The sequence below is a fragment of the Chryseobacterium sp. CH25 genome (assembly GCF_004119455.1).
GTDB lineage: Bacteria > Bacteroidota > Bacteroidia > Flavobacteriales > Weeksellaceae > Chryseobacterium.
The window spans coordinates 195,398-214,876 of sequence record NZ_NRQT01000003.1; the positions used below are offsets into that span (position 1 = coordinate 195,398).

The following is a 19,479-nucleotide window of genomic DNA, read 5'->3' on the forward strand; positions in this document are numbered from 1 at the left end:
CTTTTTTAAAATTTAATTACTACTAATGCCTTTTTGATATCTGTGTAAGGAATTTCTTTTTCCTCTTCCACATCAACCTTTCCTTTTCCGATATCCTTCGGTTTACGGTAACGCAAAACAAGAGTGATCTTTTCTTCGTCTACTTTTGATAATTCCCCTTCTATTTTTGAAGAATCTTCCAGCATCACTTCAATCTCTCTTCCTATGTTTTTATTGAACTGTCTTGGTGTTACTAATGGTTCGCTTAATCCTGCCGACATCACCTGAAGGCTGAAGTCATGCTCTTCACGATCCATATTGAATTCTATAGCACGGCTTGCATCCAGGCAGTCCTGAAGAGAAACTCCGTTATCACCATCTAAAATCACTGTAATATCATCCCCTGCAGAAATCTTCAGATCAATAAGGAAAAGATCATTTCTGGTCTCAAGGAATTCATTTAATAATTCTTCAATTCTTTTTTTAAACTCCATACATTCTTTTATCTTGATTTACAGTACGAAAAAAGGCTTTCTTGCGAAGCCTTCCCATTTTTTCCGTAAATCCATTGCAAATATACGCTTTTTTTCCAAAAATGCAAAATTATCTTATTATCAAGCAAATAGAACAAAATTCATTTACATTAAATTAAACAGGCATATGAAGGTATTTTTATTATTTTTGTCTTTGAATTTTAAAAACAAACATTTTGAATATAACGATTGTAGGAACAGGTTATGTGGGGTTAGTTACAGGAACTACTCTTGCAGAGCTTGGCAATTCAGTATACTGTGTTGATATTGATGAAAAAAAGGTAGAAGGTATGAAAAACGGCATTGTTCCCATCTATGAGCCGAACCTTGAAGAAATGTTCCTTAGAAACATTCAATCTGAAAGATTATTTTTCACTACCAATTTAAAAGAAGCTTTAGACAAAAGTGAAGTAATCTATCTGGCATTACCTACCCCACCAGGTGAGGATGGTTCTGCAGATCTTTCTTATGTATTAAAGGTTGCGAATGACATCGGAGAAATGATGACTGAGTATAAGGTTGTTGTTAATAAAAGTACGGTTCCTGTTGGTACTGCAGACAGAGTAAGAGAAACCATAGCTTCTAAAACAGATATTCCTTTTGATGTTGTTTCCAATCCTGAATTTTTGAGGGAAGGCTTTGCTGTTGAAGATTCTATGAATCCTGCCAGAGTAGTTGTAGGAGCAAGTTCTGAAAGAGCTAAAGATATTATGGCTACCATTTACCAGCCATTTACCAATACAGGTATTCCTATTATTTTCATGGATGAGAAATCATCTGAACTTACTAAATATGCTGCCAATTCATTTCTTGCTGTAAAGATTACCTTTATGAATGAAATTGCCAACTACTGTGAAAAAGTAGGTGCTGATGTGGATAAGGTAAGATTAGGAATGGGTAGTGATGACAGAATTGGACACAGATTCCTTTTCCCTGGAATCGGATACGGCGGAAGCTGTTTTCCTAAGGATGTAAAAGCACTTATAAAATCAGGAAAACAGGAGAATTTTAACTTTCAGATTCTCGAAGCTACAGAGAGCGTAAATACTTCACAAAAAATAATTCTTGTTTCTGAAATTGAAAAATACTTTGGCGGAAGTATTGAAGGTAAAAAGATCGCTATGTGGGGACTTGCCTTCAAAGCCAATACAGATGATATCAGAGAAGCATCTTCTTTAGACAATATTGCTCTTTTATTAGAAAAAGGCGCAACAATTGTAGCTTATGATGCTGTAGCCGAAACTAATGTTCAAAGACTTCTGGGAGACAAAATTCAATATGCTAAAGGAATGTATGATGCACTGGAAGATGTAGATGCTTTATTTATTGCTACAGAATGGCCGGAATTCAAGAATCCTAATTTTGACCTTATGGCTAAGAAAATGAAAAATAAGGTTATTTTTGACGGAAGGAATATGTACCCGCTTGAAATCCCACAACAAAAAGGATTTCATTATAAAAGTATAGGTAGAAAGACAATTACAAAATAAAGAAATGAAAAATATTATTATTACGGGAGGTGCAGGATTTATTGGATCTCATGTTGTAAGAGAATTTGTAAAAAATAATCCGAACAGTACGATCATCAACCTTGACGCTCTTACTTATGCCGGAAATTTAGAAAACCTTAAGGACATTGAAAATGAGCCTAATTATGTTTTCGAAAAAGCAGACATAACAAAGCCTGAAGAGCTAAGAAAGATATTTGAAAAATATAATCCGGATGCAGTTGTACATTTAGCTGCAGAAAGCCATGTTGACAGAAGTATTACTGACCCGATGGCTTTCATCAATACAAACGTAAACGGAACAGCCAATCTCCTTAATCTTTGTAAGGAGTTCTGGACCTTAAATCCGGATCACACCCATGGCAGATTCCCGGATGAAAAAAGAACCAATCTGTTCTATCATGTTTCTACAGATGAAGTATACGGAAGTTTAGGAGAAACAGGATTCTTCCTTGAAACCACTTCTTATGATCCACAATCTCCATACTCTGCATCCAAAGCAGCCTCAGACCACCTGGTAAGAGCTTATGGAAATACTTATGGAATGCCATTTATCGTATCTAACTGTTCTAATAATTACGGGCCAAACCACTTTCCGGAAAAATTAATTCCGCTTTGTATCTCCAATATTATTAATGAGAGACCTTTACCTATTTACGGAGACGGAAAGTATACCAGAGACTGGCTGTATGTAATTGATCATGCAAGAGCTATTCACCAGATATTTAATGAAGCCAAAACTGGTGAAACTTACAATATTGGCGGATTCAACGAATGGCAGAATATTGATCTGGTAAAAGAACTCATCAAGCAGATGGATGCTAAACTGGAAAGACCTGAAGGCTACTCTGATAAACTTATTACGTTTGTAAAAGACAGACCAGGCCACGATAAGCGTTATGCTATTGATGCCAATAAATTGAATAAAGATCTAGGCTGGAAACCGTCTGTAACCTTTGAAGAGGGGTTAGGAAAAACGATCGACTGGTATCTTGAAAACAAAGAATGGCTGGAAAATGTAACCAGTGGAGATTATCAGAAATATTACGAAAACCAGTACAACTAAGATAATGAGGTATATTGTTTCGTTTCTTTTTGTAGTATTCTCTTCTTTTGTTGCAGCTCAGGAACTTCCCTCTCCACCTGCAATGTCTAATTTGTCTAAACAACGATTGATAGACGAATTTATAGAAGTATCTTATTACAAAGAGGCATTGAACAATTATGCCAGGGAATACCTGGAACTCAAAATGTTCGATTACAGTGTAGACCCACCCAAACAAAAATTAACCAAAGAACAAGTTCAGACAATCATCAAAAACTTCAATTTTGATGATTTTAAAATTTCATTATATAGTTCATTCTCATTTATATCAGAAGAAAACTTAAAAAACCTTATAAAGCTGCATAAAAATATTGGCGGCCAGTTATCAGGAAACAATTCTGTACTTTTAATGACTCCTGCTATTGATTTAAATATTAAAAATCAGATGGACTATGCAATAGAGAATATCAAATAATAAGAAAAGATGAAAGGAATAATATTAGCCGGAGGATCCGGTACAAGACTTTACCCTCTAACCATTGCCGTAAGCAAGCAGCTGATGCCTGTTTATGATAAACCAATGATCTATTACCCGTTATCCACCTTGCTTTTAGCCGGAATTAAGGATATCCTGATTATTACAACCCCACATGACCAGGCTGGGTTCATTAAATTATTAGGCGACGGTTCTCAGATCGGATGTAATATAGAATATGTTGTACAGCCAAGTCCGGACGGCCTTGCACAAGCTTTTATTCTGGGTGATAAGTTTATAGGTAACGATCCTGCAGCACTTGTTTTAGGGGATAATATCTTTTATGGTTCTGAAATGGGTACTTTATTAAAAAACAAAACCAATCCTGATGGAGGTGTTGTTTTTGCTTATCACGTTGCAGATCCTGAAAGATATGGCGTTGTAGAATTTGATGACAACTTCAAAGCTGTTTCTATTGAAGAGAAACCTTTAAAACCTAAATCAAATTATGCAGTACCGGGCCTTTATTTTTATGACAACAATGTAGTGGAAATCGCTAAAAATATACAGCCGTCTGCCCGAGGAGAACTGGAAATCACTGATGTGAACAATGTTTATCTGAAGAATGAAAAACTTGAAGTGGGAGTTCTGGACAGAGGTACAGCATGGCTGGATACAGGAACTTTTGATTCTCTTCATGATGCTTCAGAATTTGTAAGTGTTATTGAGAAAAGACAGGGCTTCAAAATCGGATGTATTGAGGAGATTGCCTTCAGAAATAAATTCATCAACGAAGAAAAATTACTGGAAACAGCAGCAAAATATGGTAAAAGTGGCTATGGCAAGTATTTAAAGCAACTTGTTGGTCAATAACCATATCATTTATAAACCTTACAAACTATTGGCTTTATAGTCAATAGTTTTTGTCCGTAATAACAAATATCAATATATTAGTTGTTATTTTTTTAGATTTATGTAAGCAATAATTTACAGACTAAGAAATCCGGTAAGAATTAATTATTATAAATTTGCAAAAACTTACACAGATGAATGAACCACAGCAAAAGTGGACAGAAACCATTGAAGCGAATCATTCTTTATTTGATTTAAAACTCAAGGAAGTCTGGCGGTATAAGGATCTTGTTTACATGTTTGTAAAAAGGGATTTTATATCAAGCTTCAAGCAAACTATTTTAGGCCCGATCTGGTTTTTTATTAACCCGATTTTAACAACAATTGTATATCTGGTTGTGTTTGGGGCTATTGCAAAGCTTCCAACAGATGGAGCTCCCCCTATTTTATTTTATCTTGCAGGAGTAACTCTGTGGAATTACTTTTCTGCGTCATTACTGGCAACTTCCAATACATTTGTAGGAAATTCCACCATTTTCGGGAAAGTATATTTTCCAAGGCTGGTAACACCGCTTTCGATTGTGATATCCAACCTGATGCGCTTCGGTGTGCAGTTCCTTTTATTTATCATTGCATGGGCTTATTATTTAAGCCAGGGAAAGATACAGCCTAATATATGGATTCTTGCCACTCCTTTTCTTATTGTACTGATGGCATTTTTTGCGCTGGGAGTAGGAATGATATTTTCTGCTCTTACTACAAAATATAAAGATTTGAGTATGTTACTGGGATTTGGTGTCAGTTTATATATGTATGCAACTCCGGTAATCTATCCTGTGTCTTCACTTCCGGGAGGATTCAAAAAGTTAGCATATTATAATCCACTCACCGGGATTTTTGAATGTTTTAAATATGCCTGGCTCGGAGTAGGTGATTTTTCACCGCTAATGTTGGGAATCAGTACGGTTCTTATTCTTATTCTCTTTTTATTGGGAATACTTATTTTTAATAAGGTTGAAAAAACCTTTATGGATACCGTATAAGATTTAACTGCTATCTTTAACTTAAAATCAATCAGAACATGCTGGCTTTAAAAGCAGAAAATATATCAAAACAATACCGCCTGGGACAGGTGGGTACGGGAACCCTCTCCCATGACCTTAACAGGTTCTGGCATAAAGTAAGAGGAAAAGAAGATCCTTACTTAAAAATTGGAGAAACCAATGACAGAACCACAAAAGGAGATTCTGAATATGTCTGGTCCCTCCGTGATATCAATTTCGAGATTGAACAGGGAGATGCCGTAGGAATTATAGGAAGAAACGGTGCCGGTAAATCTACTTTACTTAAACTTTTAAGCAAGGTAACCAAACCGACTACCGGAAAAATTTATACTCAGGGAAGAATTGCATCATTGCTGGAAGTAGGAACTGGATTCCATCCTGAAATGACGGGTCGTGAGAATGTATATCTTAACGGGGCCATTCTTGGAATGACCAGAAAGGAAATTACCAGAAAATTTGACGAAATTGTAGACTTTTCAGGAGTTGAAAGATATATTGATACTCCGGTAAAAAGATATTCTTCGGGAATGTACGTTCGTCTTGCATTTGCCGTAGCCGCTCACCTGGAATCTGAAATCCTGATTGTAGATGAAGTACTGGCAGTAGGAGATTCTGAGTTTCAGAAAAAATGTCTTGGAAAAATGGGCGATGTTACAAAAGGACAGGGAAGAACCGTTCTTTTTGTGAGCCACAATATGGCTGCTATTAATGAACTCTGCAACAGTGCTATCTTATTAGACAAAGGTTCTGTAGTAATGCAGGGCGACAAAGATAAATGTATTATCGAATATCAGCGTAAGAATTCTTATATCTCTCATTACGAAGCTTCAAGAGATCATTTTGAAATTGGTAATGAAAGAATTAAAGTTCGGTCTTATTCTGCAACACCTATCCAGGGAAATGTACTGAATATCAATTCCGGGATCAGAATAAAGGTAGATTTTACAAGCACAATTCAAAATGCTACTGTAGATCTTTCTTTTTATATCAAAAATTCACATGAAGTAATTGTGATGAGTAATGGTTTCATGATCAGTGAAAATGGAGAACCGGGAACCTATTCTATAAGTTTTGATATTCCTGCGAATATGCTTAATGAAGATTCTTATTATTTTGATATGTTCTGGGGAATGAACCGCTCTGAGATTGCATTCAAAACACAATCTTTTGGTTTTGAGATTAATGGAATCAGAAATCAGTTCGGTGATATCAAAAAATCTCCGGGGGTAATTTCTCCTGCTATTGTTTCGGAAATCAAAAAGTTATAACTTTTCAGTATTCATCATTCAAAATAATTAATAATGCTTTTAAATATTATCTTTTCATATAACCGCGCTATGCAGGTAGATTATCTGCTGAGTACTATTTTAAAAAAAATCAAAATAGATGATTATGAGACCGTTATTTTATTTCATACCACGGGCAATCATCATTTGGGTTATAAAAAATTAATTGAAAAGTATAAAGACTATCCCAATATCCGTTTTGAAGAAAGAAAAGAAATATGGTTTGATTCTGCTTTTTTAAAAACATTAACCAACAGAAAAAATTTAAAGTTCTTTTTGGAGAAAAACCTGAGGAATAAACAGGGCGATAACTTTAAAGGCCTGCTTCAGGGTTTACTGAGAGAAACTAAACATGAACTGATCATGTTCAATACAGATGACGGTGTTTTTTACAAGGATGTTTTTCTGGATGAAGATATTCTTTCTGAATTTAAAAAAGATCCTGAAAATTCATCCTACAGAATGTATGTAGGTGATAATATTGAAGGATTTCCTGATTATATTCAGAAAAAGAACAATCATTATGAATGGGATTATTATGCTGATAAAAATATCACACACTGGTCTTATCCTTTTTCGGTGGACGGAACGATATACAACACCAAGCATCTGTTGAAGGTTTTAGAAAAAATACCTTATCATAACCCAATCACATTGGAAGAAAACGTGTTCCGATATGCATTGCAGCACAAACTCTTCAGAAAAGGGATGAGCCCTCTACAGACCAAACTGGTAGGAACAACCTTAAACAGAGTTTCTGTGGAAACATTCAACCCAACCATCAACATCAGTGTTGATGAATTAAATGAAAAATTTATCGAAGGATATACCCTTCAACTCGGACTTCCAGAGCATATTGATGTGGCCAATATTGTACCTTTTGAAGTAAGTGTAGTAAAAGAAGATAAGAAAGTACTTCTGTATTCTTTAGATGAAGATGGAAAGAAAGTACAAAATTCGTATGGAATTGAAGGGACTAAAAACGAGTCCTAACAGATATATAAATTAAATGATTATGACTCCGCATATTATAGATTTTTTAAAGATCGGATCTCCGGAACTGGGATACATTACCGTAGCTGAAGCTCAGAAAAATGTTCCTTTTTCCATTAACAGAGTTTACTGGACTTATTTTACACCTCAAGATGTAATCCGTGGAGGGCATGCGCACAAGAAGCTGCAGCAGGTTATTTTTGCAGTTTCGGGAACAATAGAATTCAACACCCAGGATTTGGATGGTAATGAAGCTACATTCGTTTTAGACTCTCCTTCCAAGGGGCTTTATATTCCGGAATTAATCTGGAGAGATATTAAGTTCAGTCACAATGCAGTCCTTTTATGTCTCGCTTCCGAACATTATGACGAAGATGATTATTTCAGAGATTTTGAAGATTTTAAAAACTACAGAAAATGATACATCCTTTAGCAGACGTACAGTCTCAAAACATAGGTGAAGGAACTTTCGTATGGCAGTTCTGTGTCATTTTAAAGGGTGCTAGAATAGGAAGTGGATGTAATATCAACTGCCAGGTACTTATAGAAAATGATGTTACCATTGGAGATAATGTTACTGTAAAACCGGGCGTTCAGATTTGGGATGGTGTAGACCTTGAAGATAATGTATTCATAGGGCCTAATGTAACTTTCACCAACGATCTTTTTCCAAAATCTAAAAACAAAGATTTCAAGCTGGTAAAAACACTGGTAAAAAAGGAGCATCCATTGGTGCCAATGCTACTATTTTAGCGGGAATCACCATTGGTGAGAATGCACTCATCGGAGCAGGAAGCGTGGTAACTAAAAATGTTCCCGATAATGAAATATGGGTAGGAAACCCTGCAAAATTTTTAAAGAATAATAACAATGATAAAGTTTCTTGATTTACAAAAAGTTAATCTCAAATATCAACAGGAAATAGAAGATACTCTATTGCAGACCTTCAGATCCGGATGGTATCTTTTAGGAGAAAAAACCAAAGGTTTTGAAACTAATTTAGCTCAATATATAGGAACAAAACATGCCATTGGAGTGGCTAACGGACTTGATGCTTTGCGTCTGATTCTTCGTGCTTACATAGAATTAGGAATCATGAAAGCAGGAGATGAAATTCTTGTACCTTCCAATACCTATATCGCTTCTATACTGGCTGTTTCTGATAACGGATTAGTTCCTGTACTGGTAGAACCTGAAATCAATACTTACAATATTGACATTGCTAAAATTGAAGAAAAAATCACTCCCAAAACAAAAGGTATTCTTATTGTTCACCTTCAGGGAAGAATTGTGTTCTCAGATCAGCTTAAAGAGATTGCTCAGAAACATCATTTAAAAATTATTGAGGACAATGCTCAGGCTATTGGAGCAGAATGGAATAATATCAAATCCGGAAACCTAGGAGATGCCGCAGGATTCAGTTTCTATCCCGGAAAAAACCTGGGAGCATTAGGAGATGCAGGTGCTGTGACTACTAATGATGACGAACTTGCCAAAGCGATCAGAGCACTGGCTAATTATGGTTCCAATCAAAAATATGTCAATATTTATCAGGGATTGAATTCCAGACTTGATGAGCTGCAATCTGCGGTTTTAGACATCAAGCTTAAGTATATTGATGATGAAAACAATGCCAGAAGAATCATTGCCAAAAAATTCATCAATGAGATCACTCATCCTGATATCATTCTTCCTGAATATCCTGAAGACGAAAATGAACACGTATGGCATGTTTTTGTAATCAGAACAAACAGAAGAGATGAGCTTCAGACTTATCTTACTGAACACGGAATACAAACCATTATCCACTACCCTATTCCGCCTCATAAGCAAGAAGCCTATAAAGAGTGGAATGATCTGTCTTTCCCTATAAGTGAAAAAATTCATGCAGAAGTTTTGAGTCTTCCGATTTCCTCTGTTTTAGATGAAGAGGAAGTACAGACAATTATTAAAACTGTAAACGAATTTTAAATGGACCAGCCCTTAGTAACAGTTGTCGTAGTTTCCTATAATCAATCACAGTTTATTAAAGAGAATCTGGACAGTATAAAAAATCAGACTTACAAAAACATTCAGTTAATTGTAGGTGATGATGCTTCTCCGGATCACTCTGTAGAAGTTTTTGAGCAGTGGCTGAAAGAAAATAACTACCCTGCAGAAAAAAACTTTCACACTAAAAATACAGGTTTGCCAACCATGCTCAATGAGTGTATGGATCTGGCTAAAGGAAAATATATAAAAATCATTGCAGCAGACGATTTTCTACATCCGGAATCCATTGAAAAATCAGTAGCTGCTCTTGAAAAATCAGGCCCGGAATACGGAATGTCTTTTTCCCACACCCATGCTATCAACAATGACAGTCAGATTACTGAAGATATTGCAGATTATGATGCATTAGGCAACATCGATCCTTATATTTTCAGGGAAGAACTTTTAAAAGGTAATAGAATTGCTGCGTTAACGGTATTGCTGAGAACTGATGTAGTAAGGGAAACCGGTAAATATGATGCACAGTTTATTATAGAAGACTATTACCGTTGGCTGAAAGTAAGCCAAAAATATTTAATAGCTTATATCCCTGAAAAACTGGCTTATTACAGATTGCATACTGATAATATTTCCAAAGTTAAAGCAGACAGAATTGAAATGGAAGCAGCTTTGCTGCAGATGATGTTTGATAAAAAAGGAGCAGCAAGAGGAAGTATCAATTATATCACTCAGAAATTCTACCAATCAGGCACACCACTTCCTGAGGAATATATTGAAGCATATCATAATTATCCATTTCATTCAGGAAAGCTTGATTTTGCGGTAAGAAAAAAGCTTCCTGTTTCTTTATATAAGGTTTTAAAGAAAATTATTTAAGATGAATCCTCTAATCTCCATCATCGTTCCCTGTTACAATCAGGCTGTTTATCTTGATGAATGTCTTGAATCTGTACTTCAGCAGACCTATCAGAATTGGGAATGTATTATTGTGAATGACGGTTCCCCGGACAACACGGAAGATTTTGCAGGAAAATGGGTAGAAAGAGATTCACGCTTCCACTATCTTCATAAAGAAAATGGTGGGTTATCTTCAGCTAGAAATGCAGGGATAGATATTGCAAAAGGAGAATGGATTTTACCTTTGGATGCCGATGACAAAATCTCTCCGGTCTATCTTGAATTAGCAGAGAAAGAATTTAATAAAGGCTACACAGTCATTTACTGTGAAGCGGAAAAGTTTGGGGTGGAAAGCGGAAAATGGATACTTCCTGATTATAACACACAGACTTTAGCACTAAGAAATATTATTTTCTGTTCAGCGTTTTTTAAAAGAACAGACTGGGAGAAAGCAGGTGGCTATGATACAAGCCTTATTTATGGATTAGAAGACTGGGAATTCTGGATCTCTATCCTTAAAGACGGTGGCAAAGTATACAGAATCAACCACGTCTGTTTCTATTACAGGATCAAAGAAAACTCTATGATCAAAGATATGATCTCTAATAATGGAGACATGAAAAAATGGTAACCCATAATATTGTATACAGAAAACACATTGAGTTTTTCACAAAAGAACTTGGAAGTTTTGAGAAACTCTATGAAAGCAACCTGCATCTCAAAAATATCCTTAACAGCAAAAGATATGTTTGGGTAGATAAAATTTTTAAATTTTTTAACAGATAACGGTAATCATCACTTTCCCTGTCTGTAATAAGGCTGAAGTTCCCGGAAAGTAAAGAGAAGACTGATTCCCCCAACAAAAATGAAATACAATTCATATATTTGAGTATCTGATTCAAATAATTCATTTTTTCAGATATGAAATATTGTTCCCTTCTAACACAATTAATGAAACAACTAAGGTATGATTATTGGCAACGGTATTATAGCAAATGCTGTAAAATCTTATGACAGAAAAGATATAGTTTTTTTTGCTTCAGGAGTATCCAATTCCCTGGAGACCAGAACTTCTGAATTTGAAAGAGAATTTTCTCTTTTAAAAACGGTCTATGAAAATAACAGAGAAAAGAAACTGATCTATTTTTCTACCCTGAGCATCCATGACCAATCCAAACAAAACAGCCCCTATGTAATTCATAAAAAAGAAATTGAACACTACATAGAAAATAATATGGACCATTACCTCATCCTGAGAATTGGCAATATTGTAGGCAAAGGCGGAAACCCAAATACCCTTTTCAATTTTCTTAAAACACAGATTACCAATCAGAATAAATTTACCCTGCATCTTAAAGCCAGAAGACTTCTTTTAGATATTGAAGACATCTGCAGATTTGTAGAATCTCAAGGTTTGCAGGCCCATAATAAAGCCATTAATTTTTCCTTTCCTTATTACTATGATTTGAAGGAAATCATTAGTGCTATTGAAAAAGAAACTGATAAAAAGGGACTTTATACGGAGACCAATGAAGGAGATTTCTATAAAGTAGACTTTAATGAAGACATCATGACTTTTTTCTCAGGAAAAAGCCCGGAAAGCTACCTGGAAAACTTAACCCAAAAGTATATTTAAAATGGCCGGTATTTATGTTATTATTGTTACTTATAATGCCATGAAATGGGCGGAAAGATGTTTTACAAGCTTAAGACATTCTTCAGTTCCTGTAAAATGCATTACCATAGATAATGGCTCAACTGATGGAACACAGGAATATATCACACAACATTTTCCCGAAGTAGATTTTATACAGTCTTCTGAAAACCTAGGGTTTGGAAAGGCCAATAATTTAGGAATTGAAAAAGCCTATAAACAAGGTGCTGGTTTCTTTTATCTGATGAATCAGGATGCCTGGATCTATCCGGACAGTTTTCAACAGATTCTGGATGTTTATCAACAGTATCCGGACCAGAAGCAAATCGGAATATTAAGCCCAATGCATCTTGACGGAAGTGAGAAAAAACTTGATCTCCATTTTGAGAACTACCTTTCCAAAGACCTCAGGAATAACAGAATGCTTTCAGACATCTATTTTGATGAAGCAAAGACACACTACGAAATTAGTTTTGTAAATGCCGCCCACTGGTGTATTCCCAGAAGTATTATCGAAAAAGTAGGTGGTTTTAATCCTTATTTCTTCCATGGTGCTGAAGATTATGAATATGTAAACAGAATCACTTATTTCGGGCTTAAAATAGTGGTATGTTCCAAAAGTAAAGTGGTACACGATACTGTGCAATCCTTCTATAAACAGGAACCTAAAGATAAAGAGGAGCTGTTGAAAAATAAAAGGCTTTCCATGATTATGCAGCGGGAAACAAAATATCTTGACCCCAATTACAATTATGACAGCAGAAGAGAGAAAAAAGCACTCTTTTCTTTCGCCCTGAAAATGGGAGCCAAGAGAAATATCAGTGAGTATAAATTCTATATGGAGCAGTATAAATATTTCTCCGGAAAATTTAACGAAATTGAAACAGCCAGAAAAACAGCAATGACAGCTGAACATCCGTTCCTGAATATTTAAATAAGAATGAATATGGAAAAACTCCCCATAAGCATCTGCATTCTTTCCTGGAAAACAGGGAAAACATTAAGAAACACATTGAAATCCTATCGGAAGCATGGTCTTCTGGATATGATTGATGATATCGTTATTCTTTTTCAGGAAGTAAGCGAATCCGATAAAAAACTGGCGGATCAGTATAAAATCAGGTATATAGGCCTAAAAGATAATATCGGGATTGGGAAAGGAATGAAAACGCTTGCAGAAAATGCAGCCTGCGAAAACATTCTTTTTCTGGAACATGATTTTGAACTCGTTGAAGATCAGAAAACTGCATTTTCCCGTCTTAAAAGCGGTCTTGAAATGCTGAACAACGGTTTTGATGTAGTCCGTTACCGAAGCAGAAATACACCGGGCTATCCTCTTATTTCCATCAGACATAAAGGAAATGAGCTGAATTATTATGATGACTGGCATGAGTGTACTTCACCTCATCTCCTGGAATCTCTTCACTGGCTTGATCCTGCAAAGGAATTCCCTGAAAAAATACAGAAACAGGGTGAGTATTTTATTACCACCTCACGTTGGGCCAACTGGACTAATAACCCTTACCTTGTCAGAAAAAGCTTTTTACTGGAAACCATTATTCCTTTTTCAGGAGAAACGGCTTCACTGGAAAGAAATATTGCGGCATGGTGGGTAAAACAGAACTTCAGAATCGCACAGGGAGAAGGCCTTTTTAAGCATAATGACCTTACCAAATATGCTAAAAAAACTATTCTTCAGAAAATCATTGGGAGACTGAAAAACAAACTTAAATAACATTTTAAGATGAAAATTCTTTTTCATGAGGATGAACTCAACTACAGAGGGACTTCTATCGCGGTATATGATTACGCAGATTTCAACGAAAGATATCTGGGCAATGAATCTATCATTGTATACAATAAAAATTCAAAGACCAATCACCCACTGGGAATTGAAAAATTTGAAAAAAGATTTCGTGTACATGGTTATTCAGACTTCAGCGAGGTTGATAAACTTATTCGGGAAGACAATATAGATCTTTTTTATGCAATCAAAAATGGAAATATTGATGGGATTGATACCAAAGAATGTAAATCTGTAATCCACAGCGTTTTTAAACATTTTGAACCTCATGGAGACGTATATGCCTATGTTTCTGAATGGCTGAGCCAGGAAATGACCGGCTCAAAGTATCCTTATGTACCTCATATGGTTAATTTTGATTCTCAAACCCATGAAGATTTGAGGGCAGAGCTTAATATTCCCCCAAAAGCAAAAGTATTTGGGTATTATGGTGGCCATATCAGCTTCAATATACTTTTTGCTCAAAAAACTATTGAAAAGATAGCTTCAAAATATAAAGACATTTATTTCATTTTTATGGGGGTTGATCCCTTCATCAAAAAGAAATGGTGGAAATCTGTTCCTTCTAACATTATCTTTCTTCCACCAAGCTCTGATATCATTATGAAGCAGAAGTTCATCAATACCTGTAATGCTTTGCTTCATGCACGGGAAAGAGGAGAAACCTTCGGAATAACTGTGGCAGAATTCGCAATTATGGGGAAACCGGTGATTGCTTTTGCCAACCCACCGGAAAAAGCTCACATCACTCATTTAAAAGATCAGGCTTATTATTATAACGACAGCAAGGAATTACAAAATATTATCCTGGATGCAGACCTCACTTTATCCGCAAAGGAGCTCTATGAAAAATTTCTCCCTCATCCTGTAATGGATACCTTTAAAAAAGTTTTCATAGATCACTAATAACCAATTTCATTAATAACACATGCAGATAAAAAATTTTTAACCTTGGACATGGGACATCATCGGATATTCGGACTGGATATTCTGAGAATGCTGGCCATTATGTTTGTGGTGATAAGCCATACTCCTACTCTCCTTCCCCCATCTGTATATACTTTTTTAGAATATTTTATTTTTGATGGCGTATGCATATTCTTTGTTCTCAGTGGTTTTCTCATTGGAAACATCATCATCAGATCTGTAGAAAAAATGGATTCAGCAGAGCTGAACTTTTCAATTTCTGGATAAGAAGGTGGTTTCGCACCCTTCCGAACTATTATCTGTTTGTATTGATTCTTGCGGTGTTAAGCAAACTTTTTGTAGGGGGATTTCCACTTAAAGGGGTTTTCCCTTTTTTATTTTTCTGCCAGAACTTATTTCATGTCAATGATTTCTTTTTTGGAGAATCATGGAGTCTTTCTGTAGAAGAATGGTTCTATCTGAGTACTCCACTCATTCTTTTCTGCTGTGTGAATATATTTAAAATCAAGTTCAAAAAATCATTACTTATTGTATCTGTACTTTTACTGTTGTTTTATACATTTCTCAGATATTATATGTACCGAAATGGGCAGCTGTACGAAATGATAGATTACCGTCGTGTTGTTATTATGAGAATTGATAACCTTATGTATGGGGTAATTGGTGCCTATATCAGCTATTACTATCAGGATTTCTGGAAGAAGTATAAATATCAGTTTTTTATTGCCGGGATTGTTCTGGTATCCATATGGAAAGTGCTCTCCTATACCTATCCCGATATCAACAGTTTTTACTACGTTAATATTTTTTATCCGCTTTTCTGTACAGCCATATTTTGTCTTTTACCCTTAATGAGCCAGTATACTTTAAAAAAATACAATCTCATTGCTACAGCGATCACTTATATAAGTTTAATTTCCTATTCTTTATATCTGATTCATTATTCATTAATTAAAAAGTTATTGATAGACCATATATTTTCCTTCATATTTGCCGGAGATTATTTAGAAGCCTATATTCTGAAGAATGCATTTTATTGGGGAGCCTCTCTCTTTGGAGCCTTCCTTATTTATAAATATTTCGAGATTCCAACCACAAAACTGAGAGATCGTATTAGTTTTAAATCAGATAAAAAAAGCCAGTCTCCATCTTTAGAATTTTCAGAAAAGATTAATTAAATGAAAACAAAAACAGTCAACTATATAATCGGGTTACTATTTCTCATTTACTTTTGTATCTGTATTTATAACAGCTACCTTCAGCTCGTATTTCATAAAAACGGCTGGTATCTTGGTGAATGGCTGATTAATTATCAGGATGGTGGATTTAAGCGCAGAGGGCTTTTCGGAAGTCTGTTTATTTTCCTTAATGAACTTACCCACATCAAGCTGGAGTTCCTTGTATTTGCTTTTACAGCAATACTCTACTCTGTCTTTTTCACACTGCTGATTCAGCTTTTCATGCAGAAGAAAAATACACTGCTTACCATAAGTATTATACTACTTCCCGCAGGATTAGGAATGCTGTTGAAAGACCCTACCATTATTGCCAAAAAGGAAATCCTGATTTTCCTGCTGTATCTGATCTACTTCCTAAGACTTGAAGCTCAAAAAAAGGTAAAAGATATTGTAGTCAGCATTTTTATTATTATTGCGATTCTTAATCATGAAGCAGCCTATTTCTATATCCCATTTGTAAGCTTTACCTATTTTATTAAAGACAATGCACCATCTTTTACTAAAATAAAAAAATACTGCTCTATCATTTAGCACCTGCTACTGTTGTGATGCTGTTGCTTTATCAGTTCGGGTACAGTATAAGTACAGCCAACTCCATTCAGTTTCTGCAGGAACATGGGTTAACATTAGTGCTTAAAGGAATCTATGGATATGATCCGCATTATAATGTCCTGAACTTCTATAAAGCACACATGTATGGTTATCTTACCTACCTCATCAGTTTATTTTTTGCATCAGCAACCTTTTATATCTATTGCAGATCAAACAAAATCAGCATCAGTAAAAAATTTCTCGCTGTACAGGTCGTTTTCCTTATTCCTCTCTTTTATATTGCTTATGACTGGGGAAGATGGATCAACATTTTCTTTACACTGCTAACCATCTTTATTGCCGGTGAACAGCAATTGGTAAGCACCCTGAAGAAAGATATTACTGCAATACTATTGATTGCATTCAATTCATTATGGAGAATGCTGCTTTTTACAGCAGGCTTCCTTACCTTTCCGGTTATTGATTCAATTATAAAAAAACTGTATTACTTTATTTATTTTAAACTTTTTTAAAATAGAGTTTCAACCTCTGTTTAGATAACGTGTATGAAAACGAAAATAATTAATTACATTATTGGTATAGTATTTCTCATTTACTACTGTGTAAGTATTGCAACCTCTTATACCCTTATTATAGTAAAAAAAGGAGGTTGGTGTTTTGGTGACTGGATCATCAATTACCAGGACGGAGGATTTAAACGCAGAGGACTTTTCGGAACTCTATTCATGTGGATTAATGAGATTACCCATATTAAGCTTGAATATATCGTATTTGCCTTTGTATTCTTACTGTATACCGCTATTTTCTATCTTTTGGTAAAACTTTTCTGGAAAGAAAAAAACAATATTATGGTCATAGCCTTACTCCTACTTCCTGTAGGGTTCGGAATGATGGTAAAAGATCCCAATATTGCTACCAGAAAGGAAATGATGTTTTTCTTCCTCTATCTTGTTTATATTTTATGCCTGAGGTCAAAGGTTATTATTAAAGATATTACGATAACTGTTTTTATCATCATTACCCTTTTAACGCATGAGGCAGCTTTCTTTTATTTACCGTTTGTAGGATTAGCCTATTTCACAAAAAATGAAGGATCTGCATTTGATAAAATCAAAAAAATAATACTTTATCAACTTCTGCCAGGGGCAATTATCATGGTCCTACTTTATAAGTTCGGGATCAGCTTAAGAACAGAAAATACCATAGAGTTTTTTAAAGCCCACGGCCTGGTACTTGAAGAGATGGGAATTTTTGATTATGATCCCAACTATGATGTGATTGGGGTTTACATATCTCATTTTTATGATTATCAAACCTATGGAATAAGCATACTGCTAGGGGCATTAACTGTTTATATATATTGTAAATTCAATCAAATTAAAATCAATGCTCTGTTTCTTATAGTACAGATCCTGTTTTTAATTCCATTGTTCTATCTGGCAGTAGACTGGGGAAGATGGGTGAATATTTTCTTTACCCTTTTAACGATTTACATTGCTACAGAACCAAGAGCTGTTCTGAGCAGGAAACAGGAAATTATTGCTGTAATATTAATTTTGTTTAATCTTTCCTGGAGAATGATGCTGATAACACAGGGATTCTTAACTTTCCCTCAGTTTGATAGCTTTCTGAAGCAAATCTACTATTTTTTGTATTTTAGAATCACGAATTTGTTATAAGATGATGAGACATTCATTAATCCGGAACAAAAATATTGAAGTAAAAAATGCCTGATATTCACATTATCATTGTAACCTACAACGCCATGAAATGGGCCGAACGGTGCTTTACCAGTTTAAGGAAATCATCTGTTCCTGTAAAATGCATTGTAATAGACAACGGATCTACAGATGGAACCCAGGAATACATAAAAAAACATTTCCCTGAAGTAGATTTTACTCAATCCGAATCCAATCTTGGATTTGGAAAGGCCAATAATATAGGCATAGAGAAGGCATACAAAGCTGGAGCAGATTTTTTCTATCTTATGAATCAGGATGCATGGCTCTATGAAAACAGTATGGAAAAGATGCTTGAAGTATATAACAGCCATCCCAATAAAGAAGAAATTGGCATTATAAGTCCCATTCATATTGATGGATCAGAAAAATATCTTGATATCTTTCTGGATCAGTATATCGCCAAGAATTATGAAAAGACAAGAATGATTTCTGATCTGTATTTTCAGACTTTAAAACCCTACTATGAAATTCATTTTGTAAATGCGGCACACTGGCTGTTACCCAAAAAAACAATAGAAACCATTGGCGGATTTAATCCTTATTTCTTCCATTATGGAGAAGATGATGAATATGTTAACAGAATTCATTTTCACCAAAAGAAAGTCCTCCTCGTTCCGGGCAGTAAAGTGGTTCATGACGGGGTACAGCTACTCCATAAAATAGATTTCACAAAATACGAAGACGTGCGTGTAGAGATCAACACCCTGAATCCGGCTTTTCCAAATGCCCTACAGCAGGAAAAGAAATCTTTAAAACAGAGCATGCTTAAAAATTTTATAACAGGAAATTTTACCCGATACAATGAGCTCTCTCTGAAGTATAAAAAAATTGCAAGAGACAGTGAACAATTAAAAAGTTTACGAAATCAATTGATTCAATCGGGACCCAGTTTTCTGAATCTGTCGTAAATTAGCTCTACAAAAGTTGAAAATTAATGA

General features: G+C 35.2%; 22 protein-coding genes and 1 pseudogene. 22 read left to right on the forward strand and 1 reads right to left on the reverse strand.

Going from position 1 to position 19,479, the window contains the following annotated elements; genetic code table 11:
- Window positions 1-5: 5 nt before the first annotated feature.
- Window positions 6-473 carry a ribosome assembly cofactor RimP gene (gene rimP, locus BOQ64_RS09050; protein ID WP_129057793.1) on the reverse strand — a complete coding sequence of 156 codons (468 nt, stop codon included), beginning with the start codon at window positions 471-473 and terminating at the stop codon, window positions 6-8.
- Between the two features lie 215 nt (window positions 474-688).
- Between rimP and BOQ64_RS09055 the strand changes: the two genes are divergently transcribed.
- From BOQ64_RS09055 to BOQ64_RS09160, 22 genes and pseudogenes are all read left to right on the forward strand, one after another.
- Window positions 689-2,002, forward strand: coding sequence for a UDP-glucose dehydrogenase family protein (locus BOQ64_RS09055; protein WP_129059690.1), 1,314 nt, complete (start codon window positions 689-691; stop codon window positions 2,000-2,002).
- Between the two features lie 4 nt (window positions 2,003-2,006).
- The gene (gene rfbB, locus BOQ64_RS09060; RefSeq protein WP_129057794.1) at window positions 2,007-3,086 is read left to right on the forward strand and encodes a dTDP-glucose 4,6-dehydratase; all 1,080 of its coding nucleotides are present in this window, start codon (window positions 2,007-2,009) and stop codon (window positions 3,084-3,086) included.
- A gap of 4 nt (window positions 3,087-3,090) precedes the next feature.
- Window positions 3,091-3,540, forward strand: a complete 450-nt coding sequence (locus BOQ64_RS09065; protein ID WP_129057795.1) for a hypothetical protein — start codon at window positions 3,091-3,093, stop codon at window positions 3,538-3,540.
- 9 nt (window positions 3,541-3,549) lie between these two features.
- A complete protein-coding gene (gene rfbA / locus BOQ64_RS09070) occupies window positions 3,550-4,413 on the forward strand; it encodes a glucose-1-phosphate thymidylyltransferase RfbA (RefSeq protein ID WP_129057796.1) in 864 nt (287 codons plus the stop codon).
- 173 nt (window positions 4,414-4,586) lie between these two features.
- Entirely contained in the window at window positions 4,587-5,435 is an 849-nt protein-coding gene (locus BOQ64_RS09075; RefSeq protein WP_129057797.1) for an ABC transporter permease, read from the forward strand.
- 38 nt (window positions 5,436-5,473) lie between these two features.
- Window positions 5,474-6,724 (forward strand): polysaccharide ABC transporter ATP-binding protein, encoded by a 1,251-nt coding sequence (locus tag BOQ64_RS09080; protein ID WP_129057798.1) that lies wholly within the window; start codon window positions 5,474-5,476, stop codon window positions 6,722-6,724.
- 33 nt (window positions 6,725-6,757) lie between these two features.
- Complete coding sequence (locus tag BOQ64_RS09085) at window positions 6,758-7,735, forward strand: hypothetical protein (protein WP_129057799.1); 978 nt, start codon at window positions 6,758-6,760, stop codon at window positions 7,733-7,735.
- Between the two features lie 22 nt (window positions 7,736-7,757).
- Window positions 7,758-8,156 carry a sugar 3,4-ketoisomerase gene (locus BOQ64_RS09090; RefSeq protein ID WP_129057800.1) on the forward strand — a complete coding sequence of 133 codons (399 nt, stop codon included), beginning with the start codon at window positions 7,758-7,760 and terminating at the stop codon, window positions 8,154-8,156.
- Window positions 8,153-8,488: a hypothetical protein gene (locus BOQ64_RS09095; protein ID WP_228448282.1), complete on the forward strand. Its 336-nt coding sequence runs from the start codon at window positions 8,153-8,155 to the stop codon at window positions 8,486-8,488. The genes BOQ64_RS09090 and BOQ64_RS09095 overlap by 4 nt, the downstream gene beginning before the upstream one ends.
- 5 nt (window positions 8,489-8,493) lie before the next feature.
- A complete protein-coding gene (locus BOQ64_RS23800) occupies window positions 8,494-8,622 on the forward strand; it encodes an acyltransferase (protein WP_262708751.1) in 129 nt (42 codons plus the stop codon).
- Complete coding sequence (locus BOQ64_RS09100; RefSeq protein ID WP_129057801.1) at window positions 8,606-9,706, forward strand: DegT/DnrJ/EryC1/StrS family aminotransferase; 1,101 nt, start codon at window positions 8,606-8,608, stop codon at window positions 9,704-9,706. Before BOQ64_RS23800 ends, BOQ64_RS09100 begins: the two co-directional genes overlap by 17 nt.
- A complete protein-coding gene (locus BOQ64_RS09105) occupies window positions 9,707-10,603 on the forward strand; it encodes a glycosyltransferase family 2 protein (protein ID WP_129057802.1) in 897 nt (298 codons plus the stop codon).
- 1 nt (window position 10,604) lies between these two features.
- Entirely contained in the window at window positions 10,605-11,255 is a 651-nt protein-coding gene (locus tag BOQ64_RS09110) for a glycosyltransferase family 2 protein (protein WP_129057803.1), read from the forward strand.
- Window positions 11,256-11,591: 336 nt separating this feature from the next.
- Window positions 11,592-12,260, forward strand: a complete 669-nt coding sequence (locus tag BOQ64_RS09115) for a hypothetical protein (RefSeq protein ID WP_129057804.1) — start codon at window positions 11,592-11,594, stop codon at window positions 12,258-12,260.
- Window position 12,261: 1 nt separating this feature from the next.
- Window positions 12,262-13,212, forward strand: coding sequence for a glycosyltransferase family 2 protein (locus BOQ64_RS09120; RefSeq protein ID WP_129057805.1), 951 nt, complete (start codon window positions 12,262-12,264; stop codon window positions 13,210-13,212).
- A 12-nt stretch (window positions 13,213-13,224) separates the two neighbouring features.
- Complete coding sequence (locus BOQ64_RS09125) at window positions 13,225-14,013, forward strand: glycosyltransferase family 2 protein (RefSeq protein WP_129057806.1); 789 nt, start codon at window positions 13,225-13,227, stop codon at window positions 14,011-14,013.
- A gap of 9 nt (window positions 14,014-14,022) precedes the next feature.
- Entirely contained in the window at window positions 14,023-14,988 is a 966-nt protein-coding gene (locus BOQ64_RS09130) for a hypothetical protein (RefSeq protein ID WP_129057807.1), read from the forward strand.
- Between the two features lie 102 nt (window positions 14,989-15,090).
- Window positions 15,091-16,187: pseudogene (locus BOQ64_RS09140) on the forward strand (acyltransferase family protein).
- The gene (locus BOQ64_RS09145; protein WP_129059691.1) at window positions 16,188-16,778 is read left to right on the forward strand and encodes a hypothetical protein; all 591 of its coding nucleotides are present in this window, start codon (window positions 16,188-16,190) and stop codon (window positions 16,776-16,778) included. It begins immediately after the preceding pseudogene.
- A 14-nt stretch (window positions 16,779-16,792) separates the two neighbouring features.
- The gene (locus tag BOQ64_RS09150; protein WP_129059692.1) at window positions 16,793-17,311 is read left to right on the forward strand and encodes a hypothetical protein; all 519 of its coding nucleotides are present in this window, start codon (window positions 16,793-16,795) and stop codon (window positions 17,309-17,311) included.
- Between the two features lie 33 nt (window positions 17,312-17,344).
- Window positions 17,345-18,478 (forward strand): hypothetical protein, encoded by a 1,134-nt coding sequence (locus BOQ64_RS09155; protein ID WP_129057812.1) that lies wholly within the window; start codon window positions 17,345-17,347, stop codon window positions 18,476-18,478.
- Window positions 18,479-18,525: 47 nt separating this feature from the next.
- On the forward strand, window positions 18,526-19,449 hold the full coding sequence (locus tag BOQ64_RS09160) for a glycosyltransferase family 2 protein (RefSeq protein ID WP_129057813.1): 924 nt from the start codon (window positions 18,526-18,528) through the stop codon (window positions 19,447-19,449).
- Window positions 19,450-19,479: the final 30 nt, after the last annotated feature.